Source organism: Kutzneria sp. NPDC051319, from assembly GCF_040682195.1.
Lineage (GTDB): Bacteria > Actinomycetota > Actinomycetes > Mycobacteriales > Pseudonocardiaceae > Kutzneria.
Map to the genome: position 1 here is coordinate 198,749 of NZ_JBFBAM010000005.1, position 13,565 is coordinate 212,313.

At 69.9% G+C, this 13,565-nt stretch carries 13 protein-coding genes; 5 read left to right on the plus strand and 8 right to left on the minus strand.

Going from position 1 to position 13,565, the window contains the following annotated elements:
- Positions 1-15: 15 nt before the first annotated feature.
- The 5 genes from AB0M73_RS06995 to AB0M73_RS07015 form a co-directional block, all read right to left on the minus strand.
- A complete protein-coding gene (locus tag AB0M73_RS06995) occupies positions 16-606 on the minus strand; it encodes a TetR/AcrR family transcriptional regulator (RefSeq protein WP_363887878.1) in 591 nt (196 codons plus the stop codon).
- Entirely contained in the window at positions 603-2,531 is a 1,929-nt protein-coding gene (locus AB0M73_RS07000) for a YhgE/Pip domain-containing protein (protein ID WP_363887879.1), read from the minus strand. The genes AB0M73_RS06995 and AB0M73_RS07000 overlap by 4 nt, the downstream gene beginning before the upstream one ends.
- Positions 2,528-3,190, minus strand: a complete 663-nt coding sequence (locus tag AB0M73_RS07005) for a hypothetical protein (protein ID WP_363887881.1) — start codon at positions 3,188-3,190, stop codon at positions 2,528-2,530. Before AB0M73_RS07005 ends, AB0M73_RS07000 begins: the two co-directional genes overlap by 4 nt.
- Positions 3,191-3,284: 94 nt before the next feature.
- Positions 3,285-4,274 carry a GNAT family N-acetyltransferase gene (locus AB0M73_RS07010; RefSeq protein WP_363887882.1) on the minus strand — a complete coding sequence of 330 codons (990 nt, stop codon included), beginning with the start codon at positions 4,272-4,274 and terminating at the stop codon, positions 3,285-3,287.
- Positions 4,208-5,011, minus strand: a complete 804-nt coding sequence (locus tag AB0M73_RS07015) for a class I SAM-dependent methyltransferase (RefSeq protein WP_363888031.1) — start codon at positions 5,009-5,011, stop codon at positions 4,208-4,210. The genes AB0M73_RS07010 and AB0M73_RS07015 overlap by 67 nt, the downstream gene beginning before the upstream one ends.
- Positions 5,012-5,238: 227 nt before the next feature.
- Here AB0M73_RS07015 and rpsA point away from each other — a divergent pair, with 227 nt between their 5' ends.
- Both rpsA and coaE read left to right on the plus strand, forming a co-directional pair.
- The gene (rpsA, locus tag AB0M73_RS07020; protein ID WP_043717255.1) at positions 5,239-6,708 is read left to right on the plus strand and encodes a 30S ribosomal protein S1; all 1,470 of its coding nucleotides are present in this window, start codon (positions 5,239-5,241) and stop codon (positions 6,706-6,708) included.
- Between the two features lie 166 nt (positions 6,709-6,874).
- Positions 6,875-8,059 (plus strand): dephospho-CoA kinase, encoded by a 1,185-nt coding sequence (gene coaE / locus AB0M73_RS07025; protein ID WP_363888034.1) that lies wholly within the window; start codon positions 6,875-6,877, stop codon positions 8,057-8,059.
- A gap of 93 nt (positions 8,060-8,152) precedes the next feature.
- Here the strand turns inward: coaE and AB0M73_RS07030 are convergent, their stop codons facing one another.
- The 3 genes from AB0M73_RS07030 to AB0M73_RS07040 all read right to left on the minus strand — a co-directional run bounded on the left by AB0M73_RS07030 (position 8,153) and on the right by AB0M73_RS07040 (position 10,107).
- A complete protein-coding gene (locus tag AB0M73_RS07030) occupies positions 8,153-8,671 on the minus strand; it encodes a hypothetical protein (protein WP_043717253.1) in 519 nt (172 codons plus the stop codon).
- Between the two features lie 137 nt (positions 8,672-8,808).
- On the minus strand, positions 8,809-9,360 hold the full coding sequence (locus AB0M73_RS07035) for a DUF402 domain-containing protein (protein WP_363887885.1): 552 nt from the start codon (positions 9,358-9,360) through the stop codon (positions 8,809-8,811).
- A gap of 84 nt (positions 9,361-9,444) precedes the next feature.
- Positions 9,445-10,107 (minus strand): DUF4232 domain-containing protein, encoded by a 663-nt coding sequence (locus AB0M73_RS07040; RefSeq protein ID WP_363887888.1) that lies wholly within the window; start codon positions 10,105-10,107, stop codon positions 9,445-9,447.
- Positions 10,108-10,475: 368 nt separating this feature from the next.
- Between AB0M73_RS07040 and uvrB the strand changes: the two genes are divergently transcribed.
- From uvrB to AB0M73_RS07055, 3 genes are all read left to right on the plus strand, one after another.
- Positions 10,476-12,629, plus strand: a complete 2,154-nt coding sequence (uvrB, locus tag AB0M73_RS07045) for an excinuclease ABC subunit UvrB (protein ID WP_363887890.1) — start codon at positions 10,476-10,478, stop codon at positions 12,627-12,629.
- 277 nt (positions 12,630-12,906) lie between these two features.
- Positions 12,907-13,179, plus strand: coding sequence for a type II toxin-antitoxin system VapB family antitoxin (locus AB0M73_RS07050; protein ID WP_363887893.1), 273 nt, complete (start codon positions 12,907-12,909; stop codon positions 13,177-13,179).
- Positions 13,176-13,565, plus strand: a complete 390-nt coding sequence (locus tag AB0M73_RS07055) for a type II toxin-antitoxin system VapC family toxin (RefSeq protein ID WP_363887896.1) — start codon at positions 13,176-13,178, stop codon at positions 13,563-13,565. The genes AB0M73_RS07050 and AB0M73_RS07055 overlap by 4 nt, the downstream gene beginning before the upstream one ends.

Genomic DNA, 13,565 nt, shown 5'->3' on the forward strand with positions numbered 1-13,565 from the left:
GGACTCGCGGGGGGATCAGCGTTCCGACACCCCACGTACCAGCATGATCACGGACTCGCGGACCTCGTGCTGCGTGCGCTGGGGCTGGAAGACCTGCCAGTCGAGGGCGACGACGAGGAGGGTGCCGAAGAGGGCGGCGGAGGCGGTGCCGACGGGAACGTCCGGCGGTAAAGCGCCGACGTCGGCCCGCCGTTGCACGACCTGCCGCACGATGGCCACGATGTCGTCGCGCAGCAGGCTCAACGTCCCGTGCCACTGGCCGGGGGTCCGCCACATCTCGCTGACCAGCAGCTGCGCGAAGGCCGGGTACTCGGCGAAGAACCCCAGGGCCCCGTCGACGAGGGTCTCCAACGCCTCGCCGGTGTCGTCGACGTCCTCGGCCGACCGCAGACGCGCGGCCAGCAGCTCGACTCCGTGCCGGAGCAGGGCGTCGACCAGGGCGTCCTTGCTGCCGAAGTTGTAGTAGACGGTGCCCTTGGCCACGCCCGCCTCGGCGGCGATCTCGTCGACGGTGACGCCGGCAGCGCCCCGTTCGCCGACCAGGCGCAGCGCGGCGTCGAACAGCTTCTGCTTCGTCGCCGAGGTGCGGGCCGGCCGCGGTTTCACAGCACGAGTTCCGGCTTGAGGCGAGACGGCGTCCACACCCTCTGCTTGTACGCGGCCAACACCGACAGCGCCAGCCCCACCACGAGATAGCCGCCGATCACCGCTAGGTCGGTGCCGAGGCTGGACAGCGCGCCGCCGTAGAGCAGGTGCCGCAGCCCATCCACCACATAGCCCAGCGGCAGCGCGATGTGCAGCGGCTGCAGCGGCGCCGGAATCGTCTGCCACGGGAACGTGCCGCCGGCGGTGGTCAGCTGCAACACCAGCAGCACCAGGCCGAGGAACTTGCCGACCGCCCCGAACAGGGCGTTCAGACCGTGCAGCATTGCGGTGAACGCGAACCCGGTGAGCACGAGGAAACCCAAGGTGCCCAAGGGATCCGACGGGTGCACGCCGACCAGCGTGGTCACGACGGCGAACAGCAGCACCACCTGGAGGAAGCTGAGCAGCGCGGCCGGCAGCCAGCCGCCGAGCGCGACGATGCCGGGGCGCTGGCGCGCGGCCAGGGCCCGCCGGGACAGCGGCCGCAGCAGCAGGAACAGCACGAACGCGCCGATCCACGTGGCGAGGCCGAGGAAGAACGGGGCGAGGCCGGCGCCGTACGTGTCGGCGGTGGCCTGGCCGACAGTCTGCACGGTGACCGGGTCGCCGATGGTGTTGGCCGTGGCCGACGGGTCGTTGGGGTCCGGGATCTTGCCGGCGCCCGCGTTCAGGCCGTCCCGCAGCTGCGCGCTGCCGTCAGCCAGCTGCTTGGTGCCGGAGGCCAACTGCGCCGCGCCGCTGGACAGCTTGTCGGCGCCGTCGGCGGCCGTCTTCAGGCCGTCACGGAGCTGCGTCGCGCCGCCGTCGGCCTGCGCGATGCCGGACGCCAGCTGCGGGGACGCCGCCGCGAGCTGCGAAGCGCCGTCGGCCACCTGCCGCGAGCCGGACGAGAGCTGCTGGAGCTTGCCGTTCACGGTCTGGATCTGGCCGTTGGCGTCGTTCAAGGGCTTGCGGGCGTTGTCCAGCACCGCCAGCACCTGGCTGACCTGGTCGGCGCTCAACCCGGCGGCCTGGAGCCGGCCCTGGATGTCCGACCGCACCCCGTCGAGGTTGCTGTTGACGGTCTGCGCGGCCGAGGCGATGGCCGAGCCGCCGGCCGCCACCTGGGCGTTCCCGTCGGCGACCTGCTTGGCCCCATCGGCCAGCTGCTGGGTCTTGCTCGGCAGGCTGGCGGTGTTGCTCTTGAGCAGGTCGAGGCCGTTCACCAGCTGGTTGGAGCCGTCGAGCAGCTTGTGCTCGCCGGCGGCCAGGTCCACGCTGCCGGAGGCCAGCTGCTGCGCGCCGTCGTTGGCCTTGGCCGCGCCGTCGGCCAGCTTGGACGCCCCGTCGGCCGCTTGCAGGGTGCTGCTGCGGATCGTCGCGTAGCCGGTGAGCAGCTGGTCCGCCGCGGTCGTGCCGACCTTCTTGGCCACCGCCGCGCGCACCGCGTCCACGACCTTGTCCGCGATCGTGCGGGCCAGATAGTTGTTGGAGTCGTTGGTGGTCAGCTGGATGACGCCCTGCCGCGGCTTGTTGTCCACGGGCGAGGTGAGGGCCTTGGAGAAGTCGGCCGGCAGCGTCAGCGCGAACGTGTACTTGTTGTCCCGCACACCGTCCTGGGCCTCGGAGTCGCTGACCCGGTGCCACTCGAACTTCGGGTTGGTCAGCAGCTCGTCCGCGACCTCGTTGCCGGCGTTGAGCGCCTTGCCCTGCACCTGCGCGCCTTGATCGTCCACGACCAGCGCGACCGGCAGCGACTTGAGGTTGTTGTACGGGTCCCAGTTCGCGTACAGGTACATCGCGCCGTACAACAGCGGCACGATGACCAGCGCGAGAACGGCGATCTTGGGCAGCTTGCCCGCCGTGATGCGGCGAAGCTCGGTCGCCGCCAACCGGATGGGGCTCACTGACCCTCCTCCTGAACCTGCATGAATGCCAACGTCTCGGGCTGCTCGCGGTCACCGATGCGGGCCGCGGTCACGTCCAGCAGCCGCGCGGAGGTCAGGCTGCACAGCACCACCACGGCCAGGCCGTTCTCGGCCGCCTTGGTGGCGGTGGTCCACCACGTGTGGGGGCCGGCGCCGTGCCGGTCGGGCAGCACGAGCACGAGCGCCTCGGTGCCGGGGCGCTGCGTGGCGACCTCGACGAGCAGGCGGGTGCGGACCTCGGCCGGCACCGACTCGAAGCGGACGTTGGCGTGCTCACGGGCGTCGTGCGCGAGCAGCCAGTCGGCGACCGCCTTGCGGTTGGCCGGCTGGCTCGCGAAGGCGAGCTCCTCGCCGATCACGGCGCCCAGCGTCAGCGCCTCCTCGGGGGAGGACACGTCCGGCGCGTCCACGATCGCCACCAGGCGGCGCAGCGCGGCGTCATCGGGCTTGCCGTCCACCAGCACCTGACCGACGCTCGGCTTCATCCGGCCGCCCAGCGCGAGGGCGAAGGCGGTGTGGCCGGTGCCGGGCTCGCCGGCGACGAGGGCGAGCTCGCCCGTCCGCACGCGCAGCGAGGTCGGGTGCAGCAGCGGGCCGTGCGCCCCGTCGATGCCGACGCTCTGGACGTGGATCTCCACCGAGCCTCCTTGAACTGACTGGTCAGTTCAAATAGTGCGGCAACCCGGTGCCGAATCGCAAGCCAGGGTGACGTGATCTCGACCCTAGGGGCGACTACCGCAGCGCGCCCGCCGGGCGCACCTCCCACTGGGTCCACAGTGGCCGGTAGCCCTGACGGGGCCAGAACACCGACGACAGCGGGTTCGGCGGGTTGTAGTGCAGGAAGTAGCCGACGGTCCGGTGGCCGGCGAAGTGATTGTGCACGACCGCCATCAGCTGCTGGCCGATTCCGGCGCCCCTTGCCCCCGGGAGCACCGAAAGACAGTTCACATAGCCCCACAGGCCGGTCGGCAGCTGTCGAGCGCTCCTCGTGCCGGGCGTGTTGGCGATGACCGCCGTCTCGGCCAGCCCGATGACGACGCCGTCCCGCTCGGCCACCCACACGTCGTCGGTCATGCCCAGCCGGCCGGCCATGGCCGCCCGGCGCGTCCGCTCCGACTCGGCCCGCAGGATCGCCGCCCCGACCTTCGCCGAGTACCGGACCTCGGCCATGGCCAGTTCCACCACGGCCTCCTCGTCCGAGGCCAGGGCCGGCCGGACGGTCACGGTCAGCGAGGGCGCCCGGACCGTGGTCGGCGCCCGCACGCCGGTGATCGTGAGCGGGTGGAGGCCGTGGTCCAGGAACACCCGGGTGCAGTCGACGTCCCGGCTGGGCCAGACCGCCGTCACCGCCGTGTCCGGGCCGCGGTCGCCGACCCGGTCCAGCCACTGCCGGAAGGCCCGCAGCACCGCGTCCATGCCGGCCGCGCCGGTGTGGCCGACCAGCGGCTGCAGCTCGTACGTGTCGGCCGCCGACCACAGCCAGGACGGCATGCCCGGCGTGGTGGTCCGGTGCGTGACGACCGCCGCCACCCTCGTGCCGTCCGGCAGTGCGGCGTTGATCACCTCGCCCGGATCGGGCGACGGCGCGGGCGGCAGCACCCGGTCCAGCCGTGCGAACCGGTCCTCCTGGGCGGCCAGCAGGGCGGCCGTCACGGTCACGCCGGCCGTCGGCAGCGGAAGATCGCCGTGCCCGGGAACAGCCGGCCGCGCAGCGGGCTCCACTGGCCCCACTCGCGGTCGTGCCCGGCCGGCCACTCCGGCTCCACCAGGTCCTCCAGCACCAGCCCGGCCCCGGCCAACTGGCGCACGTAGTCGCCGAGCGTGCGGTGGTGCTCCACGTACGTGGCGTTGCCGTCCCCGTCGACCTCCAGGTACGGGGTGCGGTCGAAGTAGGACTGGACGACGGTCAGGCCCGTCGGGCCCGGGTCGTCGGGGAAGATCCAGCGCATCGGGTGGGTCACCGAGAACACCCACGGGCCGCCCGGCCGCAGCACCCGGGCCACCTCCCGGAACACCGCGCCGGCGTCGGCCACGAAGGGCACTCCGCCGAACGCCGAGCAGGCGGCGTCGAAGCTCTCGTCGGCGAAGGGCAGCTGGTCGGCGCTGGCCCGGACCAGCGCCGGGCGCAGGCCCGTGGCCTCGTTGCCGGCCATCGCGTGGCGCAGCATGCCCGCCGAGATGTCGAAGCTGACCGCGTGGGCCCCGTGCGCCGCCAACCAGCGGCCGCAGGACGCCGCCCCGCAGCCGACCTCCAGCACCTTTTGTCCGGTCACGTCCCCGAGGTAGCCGGTGTCGGCCTCCAGCAGCCCCTCCGGGCACCACCGGAAGTCGGAGTCGCCGAGGAAGGCCCCGTGCTCGGACTGGTAGTCGTCCGCGTCGGCGTCCCACCAGGCGATACTCGCCGTCCGGGACTCCGCGCCGCCGACCTCGCGCTTGGCCGCGCCCGCCGTGCCGAGCATGTCCTCGGCTCCTGCGTAGCGTTCCTGCGTGCTCACACTGCTCCTTCTGGGGACCGGGTTTGCCCGGCCGTCACGGGCGCGCGTACGATATGGGCCGCGTAGTAGGTTCTGTGCTGCCCACAACTTTGGACTCAAAGCTTCTTGACCATGGCCTGGAGTTCTGGCGGCGCACGCAGCACGACAACTTCAGGCCCCTAAACCCAATCCGTACCGGAGCAACCCACCTAATGTCCACCGACACCACCATTGTCCCGGCTTCGACGCCCCCGAAGCAGCAGATCGCCGTCAACGATATCGGCACGGAGGAGGACTTCCTCGCCGCTATCGACCTGACGATCAAGTACTTCAACGACGGCGACATCGTTGAGGGCACCATCGTCAAGGTCGACCGGGACGAGGTCCTGCTCGACATCGGCTACAAGACCGAGGGCGTCATCCCCTCGCGCGAGTTGTCGATCAAGCACGACGTCGACCCCAACGAGGTCGTCAAGGTCGGCGACGAGGTCGAGGCGCTTGTCCTTCAGAAGGAGGACAAGGAAGGCCGCCTGATCCTCTCCAAGAAGCGGGCTCAGTACGAGCGCGCCTGGGGCACCATCGAGGCCCTCAAGGAGAAGGACGAGCCGGTCAAGGGCACGGTCATCGAGGTGGTCAAGGGTGGTCTCATCCTCGACATCGGCCTGCGTGGCTTCCTGCCGGCGTCCCTGGTCGAGATGCGCCGGGTCCGCGACCTGCTGCCCTACGTCGGGCGCGAGCTCGAAGCCAAGATCATCGAGCTGGACAAGAACCGCAACAACGTGGTCCTGTCCCGCCGTGCGTGGCTGGAGCAGACGCAGTCCGAGGTCCGCAGCGAGTTCCTCAACCAGCTGCAGAAGGGCCAGGTCCGCAAGGGCGTCGTCTCCTCGATCGTCAACTTCGGCGCCTTCGTCGACCTTGGCGGCGTGGACGGCCTCGTGCACGTCTCCGAGCTGTCCTGGAAGCACATCGACCACCCCTCCGAGGTCGTCGAGGTCGGCCAGGAGGTCACCGTCGAGGTGCTGGACGTCGACATGGAGCGCGAGCGCGTCTCCCTGTCGCTGAAGGCCACCCAGGAAGACCCGTGGCGCCAGTTCGCCCGCACCCACGCCATCGGCCAGATCGTGCCCGGCAAGGTCACGAAGCTGGTTCCGTTCGGCGCGTTCGTGCGGGTCGACGAGGGCATCGAGGGCCTGGTCCACATCTCCGAGCTGGCCGAGCGCCACGTGGAGATCCCGGAGCAGGTCGTCCAGGTCAACGACGACGTCATGGTCAAGGTCATCGACATCGACCTCGACCGTCGCCGGATCTCGCTGTCGCTGAAGCAGGCGAACGAGGGCTTCACCACGGAGACCGAGTTCGACCCGACCCAGTACGGCATGGCCGCCGAGTACGACTCCGAGGGGAACTACATCTACCCCGAGGGCTTCGACCCGGAGACCCAGGACTGGCAGGAAGGCTTCGACAAGCAGCGCGAGGAGTGGGAGCGGCAGTACGCCGAGGCCCACACCCGCTACGAGGCCCACATGAAGCAGATCGTCAAGGCCGCCGAGGCCGACGCCGAGGCGCAGGGGGAGACCAACTACTCCTCCGGCAGCACCGAGGCTCCGGCTCAGGGTGGCGGCTCCCTCGCCAGCGACGAGCAGCTCGCCGCTCTCCGCGAGAAGCTGTCCGGCGGCGCGTGAGCGACCGCTGAGTAGCTAGGCCAGAAGAGCCCCCGCTCCCCGGAGCGGGGGCTTCTTCATTGCAGGGTCTTCATGCAGGGTCTTCATGCAGGGAAGGACGCCTTACCCGCGTTGAGCGAGGGTAAGGCGTCCTTCCCTGCATCAGGCGGGTGGTTGGATGGTGCTCATGCTGCAGATCGGGTTGACCGGAGGCATCGGCGCCGGCAAGTCCACCGTCGCCCGGCGACTGGCCGAGCTCGGCGCGACGGTCGTCGACTCCGACAAGATCGCCCGCGAGGTCGTCGAGCCGGGCACGGACGGTCTCCGGGAGATCGTCACGGCCTTCGGGGCCGACGTGCTGGCCGAGGACGGCAGCCTGAACCGGCCGGCGCTGGCGGCCAAGGTGTTCGGCAACGACGAGAACCGGGCCCGGCTCAACTCGATCGTGCACCCGAGGGTGCGGGACCGGGCCGTCGAGCTGACCGGCAAAGCCCCAGCTGACGGCATCGTGGTGCAGGACATCCCGCTGCTCGTCGAGAACGGCATGGCCCCGGCTTTTCACCTGGTCGTGGTGGTCGACGCCGAGGTGGAACTGCGCATGCACCGGCTGACCACCAGTCGTGGCATGGACGAAAAGGATGTACGGGCGCGAATCGCCGCACAAGCCTCGGAGCAGCAGCGCCGCGAGGCGGCCGACGTGTGGCTGGACAACAGCGGCGCTGAGGACGACATCCGGGCGGCGGTGGACCAGCTGTGGCACGACCGGCTGCTGCCGTTCGAGCAGAACGTCCGCCAGCGGACCTACCCGGGCCGGGGCGGCCCGAAGATCGTCGAGCCGGACCCGGAGTGGGCCCGGCAGGGCCGCCGGCTGATCGCCCGCGTGACGCTGGCGGCGGGGGACAAGGCCCTGCGGGTCGACCACGTCGGGTCGACGGCGGTGCCCGGCCTGGCGGCCAAGGACGTGATCGATCTCCAGCTGACGGTCGAGAGCCTCGGCGACGCCGACGCCCTGGCGGAAACCCTGACCGGGGCCGGTTTTCCGGTGTTGCCGGAGTTCACCCGGGACACTCCCAAGGCGACGGACCCGGACCCCGAGCACTGGCGCAAACGCACCCACGCCAGCGCGGACCCGGGCCGCTGGGCCAACCTGCACATCCGGGCCGTCGGCTCGCCGGGCTGGCGCTACGCACTGCTGTTCCCGGCCTGGCTGCGAGCCGACGACGACGCCCGCGCCGAGTACGAGGCGGTGAAACGTGAGGCGGCCCCGCGTTTCACCGACATCCCGTCCTACGGCGACGCCAAGAACCCCTGGTTCGACCAGGCCGACGCCCGGGCCGAGGCCTGGGCGGAGAAGGTGGGCTGGAAGCCCTGACGTTGGTCCCCGCCGGACGGAGCCGCAGGCGTGGCCGGGCGGGGAACGACCACTGCGACGTCGCCCGGGACGCGCTACCGGGCGAGGAAGTCCTTACAGGGGCGGCCAGACGTCGAAGATGTCCAGGTGGCTCAGCCACGCGTTGAGGTCGTGGCGGAAGTGGCTGATCTCCTCGAGCGTGCGGTGCACGGTGCGCAGCGCCAGGTCGGCGTCGCCGGGGCGCAGCACGCGGCCGGCGACGGCGGCGGCGAACTCCTCGGAGCGCACGATGCGGGCGGTGGTGCCGCCGGGCACGGCCAGCCCCAGCAGCAGGTCGGTGGTGCGCCACGACCGCGTGTCGCGCTGCACCCGGACCGCGGTCAGCGTGCTCGGCGTCGGCCGGCCGTGACGGGAGCGGGACCGCAGATGGGTCAGGCGCAGGCCCAGATCGGGCAGCAGCCAGGTGACCTCGCACTCGGAGAACGGGTCCTCCGGTGTCGGGCATTCCATCCGGAGCCCCCACCGTTCCACCACGCATGTCGTCAGGTGTCGCGTGCCACCGGACGAGTAGCTGCGGACCCCGGTGAAGGTGTCGACGGTGTCGACCAGCTGCGGAGTGATGACCGTTCCCACGCGACCCGAGGGTAGCCCTAGGTGTTCGCCCGGTGACCGTCCGGGTCGATTCGTTACATCACGCATTGTGGCCGTTTGGATACCGAATGGGTTGCGGACGTTCCCGTCAGTCGAACGGCTCTTGACCCCGATTTCGGTCATCGGCTAATGCCCCAGGTCAGATCGACGCCCTCGGCGGCCAGCCACCGCTGGATGTCGTAACCGTGGGCCGCGATCCCGGCCACCGCCCGGTAGGTGCCCTCCAGGGCCACCTGGGCGTCGTGGGCGCCGAGCACGCCCAGCCGCACCGCGGTCATCAGCTCGTCGGTGTCCAGCACCTCGACCTCACGGCCGGTGCGCACCAGCAGGTCGAGGTAGAGGTCCACGGTCCGCCAGACCTGCTCGTCGGGCTGCACATGGACGATGTCGACATAGAAGTCGTAGTCCCGCTCGTGTCCCGCGTGCCAGCTCTGCTTGGTGACGCGCAGTCCGTGCGTGGGCAGCAGCCACGACTCGAAGTGGCTGAGCTGGGGATGGCCCACCACGGCCCGCGACATGTACAGGCCGTGCTCGGTGAGGCGGTACTCGTCGACCGTCCGCACCTGGCGCTTGGGATCCGTGTTGGTCATCGCCTTCAGGTCGAACAGCTCGACCTTCGGCGGATGGACATGGGCCTCGCCGCGGACCTGGGTTGGCACGTGCACGGTCATGCCGACATCGTCTGACCTGCGGGGCCGTCACTGCCATCCTCCGGCAGGGTCAAATTCCGACCGCTGTCGGGCGCCTGCGTTCGGTCAGCTTGTGATGGAAGTGCCGACACTGCTCACCGTGAGCAGCGGGCCGACCGAGCCGGCGCAGCCCCGGTCGGAGCTGGGCAGGAACATCGCGGCGGTCTCGTTCGGCGGGTAGACCCGCAGGCCACGCACGTCGACCGGCTTGCACTGGTCGGCCGGGAACGGGTCCGCGTTGACGATGATCAGGCCGGCGTTGGTGCTGAAGCCGGGACGCAGCGTGATCGCCGGGCCCTGGTTGCCGCTGCGGTTGGCCGCCTGGCCGACCTGCTGGCCGTTGTCGCCGGTCACGAACGAGACGCCCGGGAAACCCTGGAGCGTGCAGGTGCGTTGGCCCGTATTGGTGAACTGGATCGAGGTGTACGTCTTCTGCATCGCGTGGTCGGAGTCGTGCCCGAACGACAGTTTCAGCTCACTCGACTTGCAGTTCGACGGATTGCTCGACACCACTGGCTGCGCCCCGTTGTCGCTCGTTTGCCGCGTGCCCGTTCCTTCGTCCGACGCCGCGTTGGCCGGCTGCGAGGACGTGGTCGTCGCCGTGGCGCTGGTGGTGGTGTTTCCGCTGGTAATGGGGGTGACGGTGGCGGAGATCTGGGCACCGCCGCAGGCGCTCAGCACGAAGGCGCCGGCGACGCAGGCCACTCCGACAGCAATAGTGGAACGCATGGTGTTCTCCCCGACTGTGCGGCGCGGCGGAATGGTGGACCTAAATCGCCTCGCCATGGTGGATCTGATGTAGAGAGGATGTTTGTGTGGCCATTTGGTTGAGGCGGTGTGATGTGGATTACAGGCGATGAACCCGGCCCTGAGAAGCCGCGTTGGGGGCGGGGACGGGGTGGCAACCAGACTCGCGAGGCCGCGCCGGTGCCTGGAGTGGTTGGCGGATTTCGCCCGCCGCCACCCGACGTGCCCCGCCACTCAGGCCGATGCGGCGGGCTAAATCCGGCAAGCGAAGGCACCGGGTTCGAGCGGCCGAGCCGCGCTGCCGAAGGCGGCGCCATGAAACTGTCAGGGTGGTCTCCTACTCTGTGGGTGTGGCTGATTCACCTGTGCTTGCTTCCTCGGAGTTCCGACCCGTCAGTGACATCCCGCGTGCGGACGGCCGGTTCCGGGTGGTCGCCGACTACCAGCCGTCGGGCGACCAGCCGCAGGCCATCGCGGAGCTGGAGCAGCGGCTGACGCGCGGCGAGCCGGACGTGGTGCTGCTGGGCGCCACCGGCACCGGCAAGTCGGCCACCACGGCGTGGCTGGTGGAGAAGCTGCAGCGGCCGACGCTGGTGATGGCGCCGAACAAGACGCTGGCGGCGCAGCTGGCCAACGAGCTGAAGGGGTTCTTCCCCGACAACGCGGTCGAGTACTTCGTCAGCTACTACGACTACTACCAGCCCGAGGCCTACATCCCGCAGACGGACACCTACATCGAGAAGGACTCCTCGATCAACGAGGACGTGGAGCGGCTGCGCCACTCCGCGACGATGAGCCTGCTGACCCGGCGGGACACCATCGTGGTCGCCTCGGTGTCGTGCATCTACGGCCTCGGCACGCCCCAGTCCTACCTGGACCGCTCGGTGCAGCTGAAGGTCGGCGGCGAGGTGGAGCGCGACCTCTTCCTGCGCGCGCTGGTGGACGTGCAGTACACGCGCAACGACATCGCCTTCGCCCGCGGCACGTTCCGGGTGCGGGGCGACACCGTGGAGATCATCCCGGCCTACGAGGAACTGGCCGTGCGGGTCGAGTTCTTCGGCGACGAGATCGACCGGCTCTACTACCTGCACCTGCTGACCGGTGAGATCGTGCGCGAGGTCGACGAGCTGCGCATCTTCCCGGCGACCCACTACGTGGCCGGGCCGGAGCGCATGGAGCGGGCGATCACCGCCATCGAGGCCGAGCTGGCCGAGTCGCTGGCCCGGATGGAGAAGCAGGGCAAGCTGCTGGAGGCGCAGCGGCTGCGTATGCGCACCACGTACGACATCGAGATGATGCGCCAGGTCGGCTTCTGCTCGGGCATCGAGAACTACTCCCGGCACATCGACGGCCGCGGCGCCGGCACCGCGCCGGCCACGCTGATCGACTACTTCCCCGAGGACTTCCTGCTCGTCATCGACGAGTCGCACAACACCGTGCCGCAGATCGGCGGCATGTACGAGGGCGACGCCTCGCGCAAGCGCAACCTGGTCGAGCACGGCTTCCGGCTGCCCAGCGCGCTGGACAACCGGCCGCTGACCTGGGAGGAGTTCCAGGACCGGATCGGACAGACCCTGTACCTGTCGGCGACGCCCGGACCGTACGAGATGGGCCAGGCCGGCGGCGAGTTCGTGGAGCAGGTGATCCGCCCGACCGGCCTGGTCGACCCGCAGGTGGTGATCAAGCCGACCGAGGGCCAGATCGACGACCTGGTGCACGAGATCCGGGCCCGGGCCGAGCGGGACGAGCGGGTGCTGGTCACCACCCTGACCAAGAAGATGGCCGAGGACCTCACCGACTACCTGCTGGAGCTGGGCATCCGGGTGCGGTACCTGCACTCCGAGGTGGACACCCTGCGCCGCGTCGAGCTGCTGCGGCAGCTCCGGCTGGGCGACTACGACGTGCTGGTCGGCATCAACCTGCTGCGGGAGGGCCTCGACCTGCCCGAGGTGTCGCTGGTGGCCATCCTCGACGCCGACAAGGAAGGCTTCCTGCGCTCCGGCACCTCGCTGATCCAGACCATCGGCCGCGCCGCCCGCAACGTGTCGGGCGAGGTGCACATGTACGCCGACCGGATCACCGCCTCGATGGAGTACGCCATCGAGGAGACCAACCGTAGGCGGGACAAGCAGATCGCCTACAACACCGAGCACGGCATCGACCCGCAGCCGCTGCGCAAGAAGATCGCCGACATCCTCGACAAGGTCTACGCCGAGGCCGAGGACACCGACGGCGTCAAGGTCGGCGGCTCCGGCCGCAACGCCTCCCGCGGCAAGCGGGCCACCGGCGCCGACGGCGGCCGGGCCGCCTCTGCCGGCGTGCTGGTGGACCGTGACGTCAAGAACATGCCCCGGGCCGCGCTGGCCGACCTCGTGCAGCAGCTCACCGACCAGATGATGGCCGCCGCCCGCGACCTCCAGTTCGAGCTCGCCGGCCGCATCCGCGACGAGATCGCCGACCTCAAGAAGGAGCTGCGCGGCATGGACGCCGCCGGTCTGAAGTAGACCTTTCGGCTTTGTCCGAACACGGGATAGGCCGCCGCGTCCGCGGTTGCCGTCGCGCTCGTCCAGCTCTCGGAAGGGGAGACGATCCGTGCAGTGGCACGGATCGTGGCGGGCGTGCTGTGATCGGCGGGCCGGCTCTGGACGGCGCGAGTGGGGCCTTCGCCGACACCAAGGGGGAGTTCATGCTGCTGGACCGCTCGTACGAGGACATCGTCGCCACACTGCCGAAGACCAAGCGACCCTGGGTGGAGTACACCATGTTTGGTAGCCTTACACCATGGCGTTGAACATCAAGGACCCCGAGACGGAGCGGCTTGCCGCCGAGGTCGCGGCCCTGACCGGGCAGACCAAGACGGGGGCGATCCGCGCCGCGCTCCGGGCCGAGCGCGATCGACTGGCCAGACCCGATGTCGCGAAGCAGCGGGCGGCACGGCTCCGGAGGTTTCTCGAGGAGGAGATCTGGGCCCAGATTCCCCCTGAGCAGCTGGGCAAGCCGTTGACCAAGGCGGAAGAGGAAGACATCCTCGGCTTCGGACCGGACGGCGTATGATCATCGACACCTCGGCCATCGTCGCGATCATCAATCGCGAGCCTGGCCATGAGCGACTTGAGCAGCACCTGCTCGACGATCCGGCGCCCAAGATCGGTGGTCCGACCGTGGTCGAGGCCGGCATGGTGCTGGTAGGCAGGTTCGGTGCGCGCGGGCAGACGTTGTTGGCGCGATTCCTTCAGTACAACGACATCAAGACGGTTCCGTTCACTGATCAGCACATCGAGTTGGCCTTGGATGCATTCGGCCGCTTCGGCGAGGGACGTCACCCCGCGGGGCTGAACATGGGGGACTGCCTGACGTACGCCGTGGCCGCGCATTCCGGTGAGCCGTTGCTCTACGTGGGCAACGACTTTCCGAAGACGGATCTCAAGCTGGCGGAGTGA

Bases quoted from the DNA above. Each gene is read 5' to 3' on its own strand.
- AB0M73_RS07035 (WP_363887885.1), bottom strand. From the start codon at position 9,360: ATGACCGTGCACGTGCCAACCCAGGTCCGCGGCGAGGCCCATGTCCAT.
- AB0M73_RS07040 (WP_363887888.1), bottom strand. From the start codon at position 10,107: ATGCGTTCCACTATTGCTGTCGGAGTGGCCTGCGTCGCCGGCGCCTTC.
- AB0M73_RS07055 (WP_363887896.1), top strand. From the start codon at position 13,176: ATGATCATCGACACCTCGGCCATCGTCGCGATCATCAATCGCGAGCCT.
- rpsA (WP_043717255.1), top strand. From the start codon at position 5,239: ATGTCCACCGACACCACCATTGTCCCGGCTTCGACGCCCCCGAAGCAG.
- AB0M73_RS07015 (WP_363888031.1), bottom strand. From the start codon at position 5,011: ATGCTCGGCACGGCGGGCGCGGCCAAGCGCGAGGTCGGCGGCGCGGAG.
- AB0M73_RS07050 (WP_363887893.1), top strand. From the start codon at position 12,907: ATGGCGTTGAACATCAAGGACCCCGAGACGGAGCGGCTTGCCGCCGAG.
- coaE (WP_363888034.1), top strand. From the start codon at position 6,875: ATGCTGCAGATCGGGTTGACCGGAGGCATCGGCGCCGGCAAGTCCACC.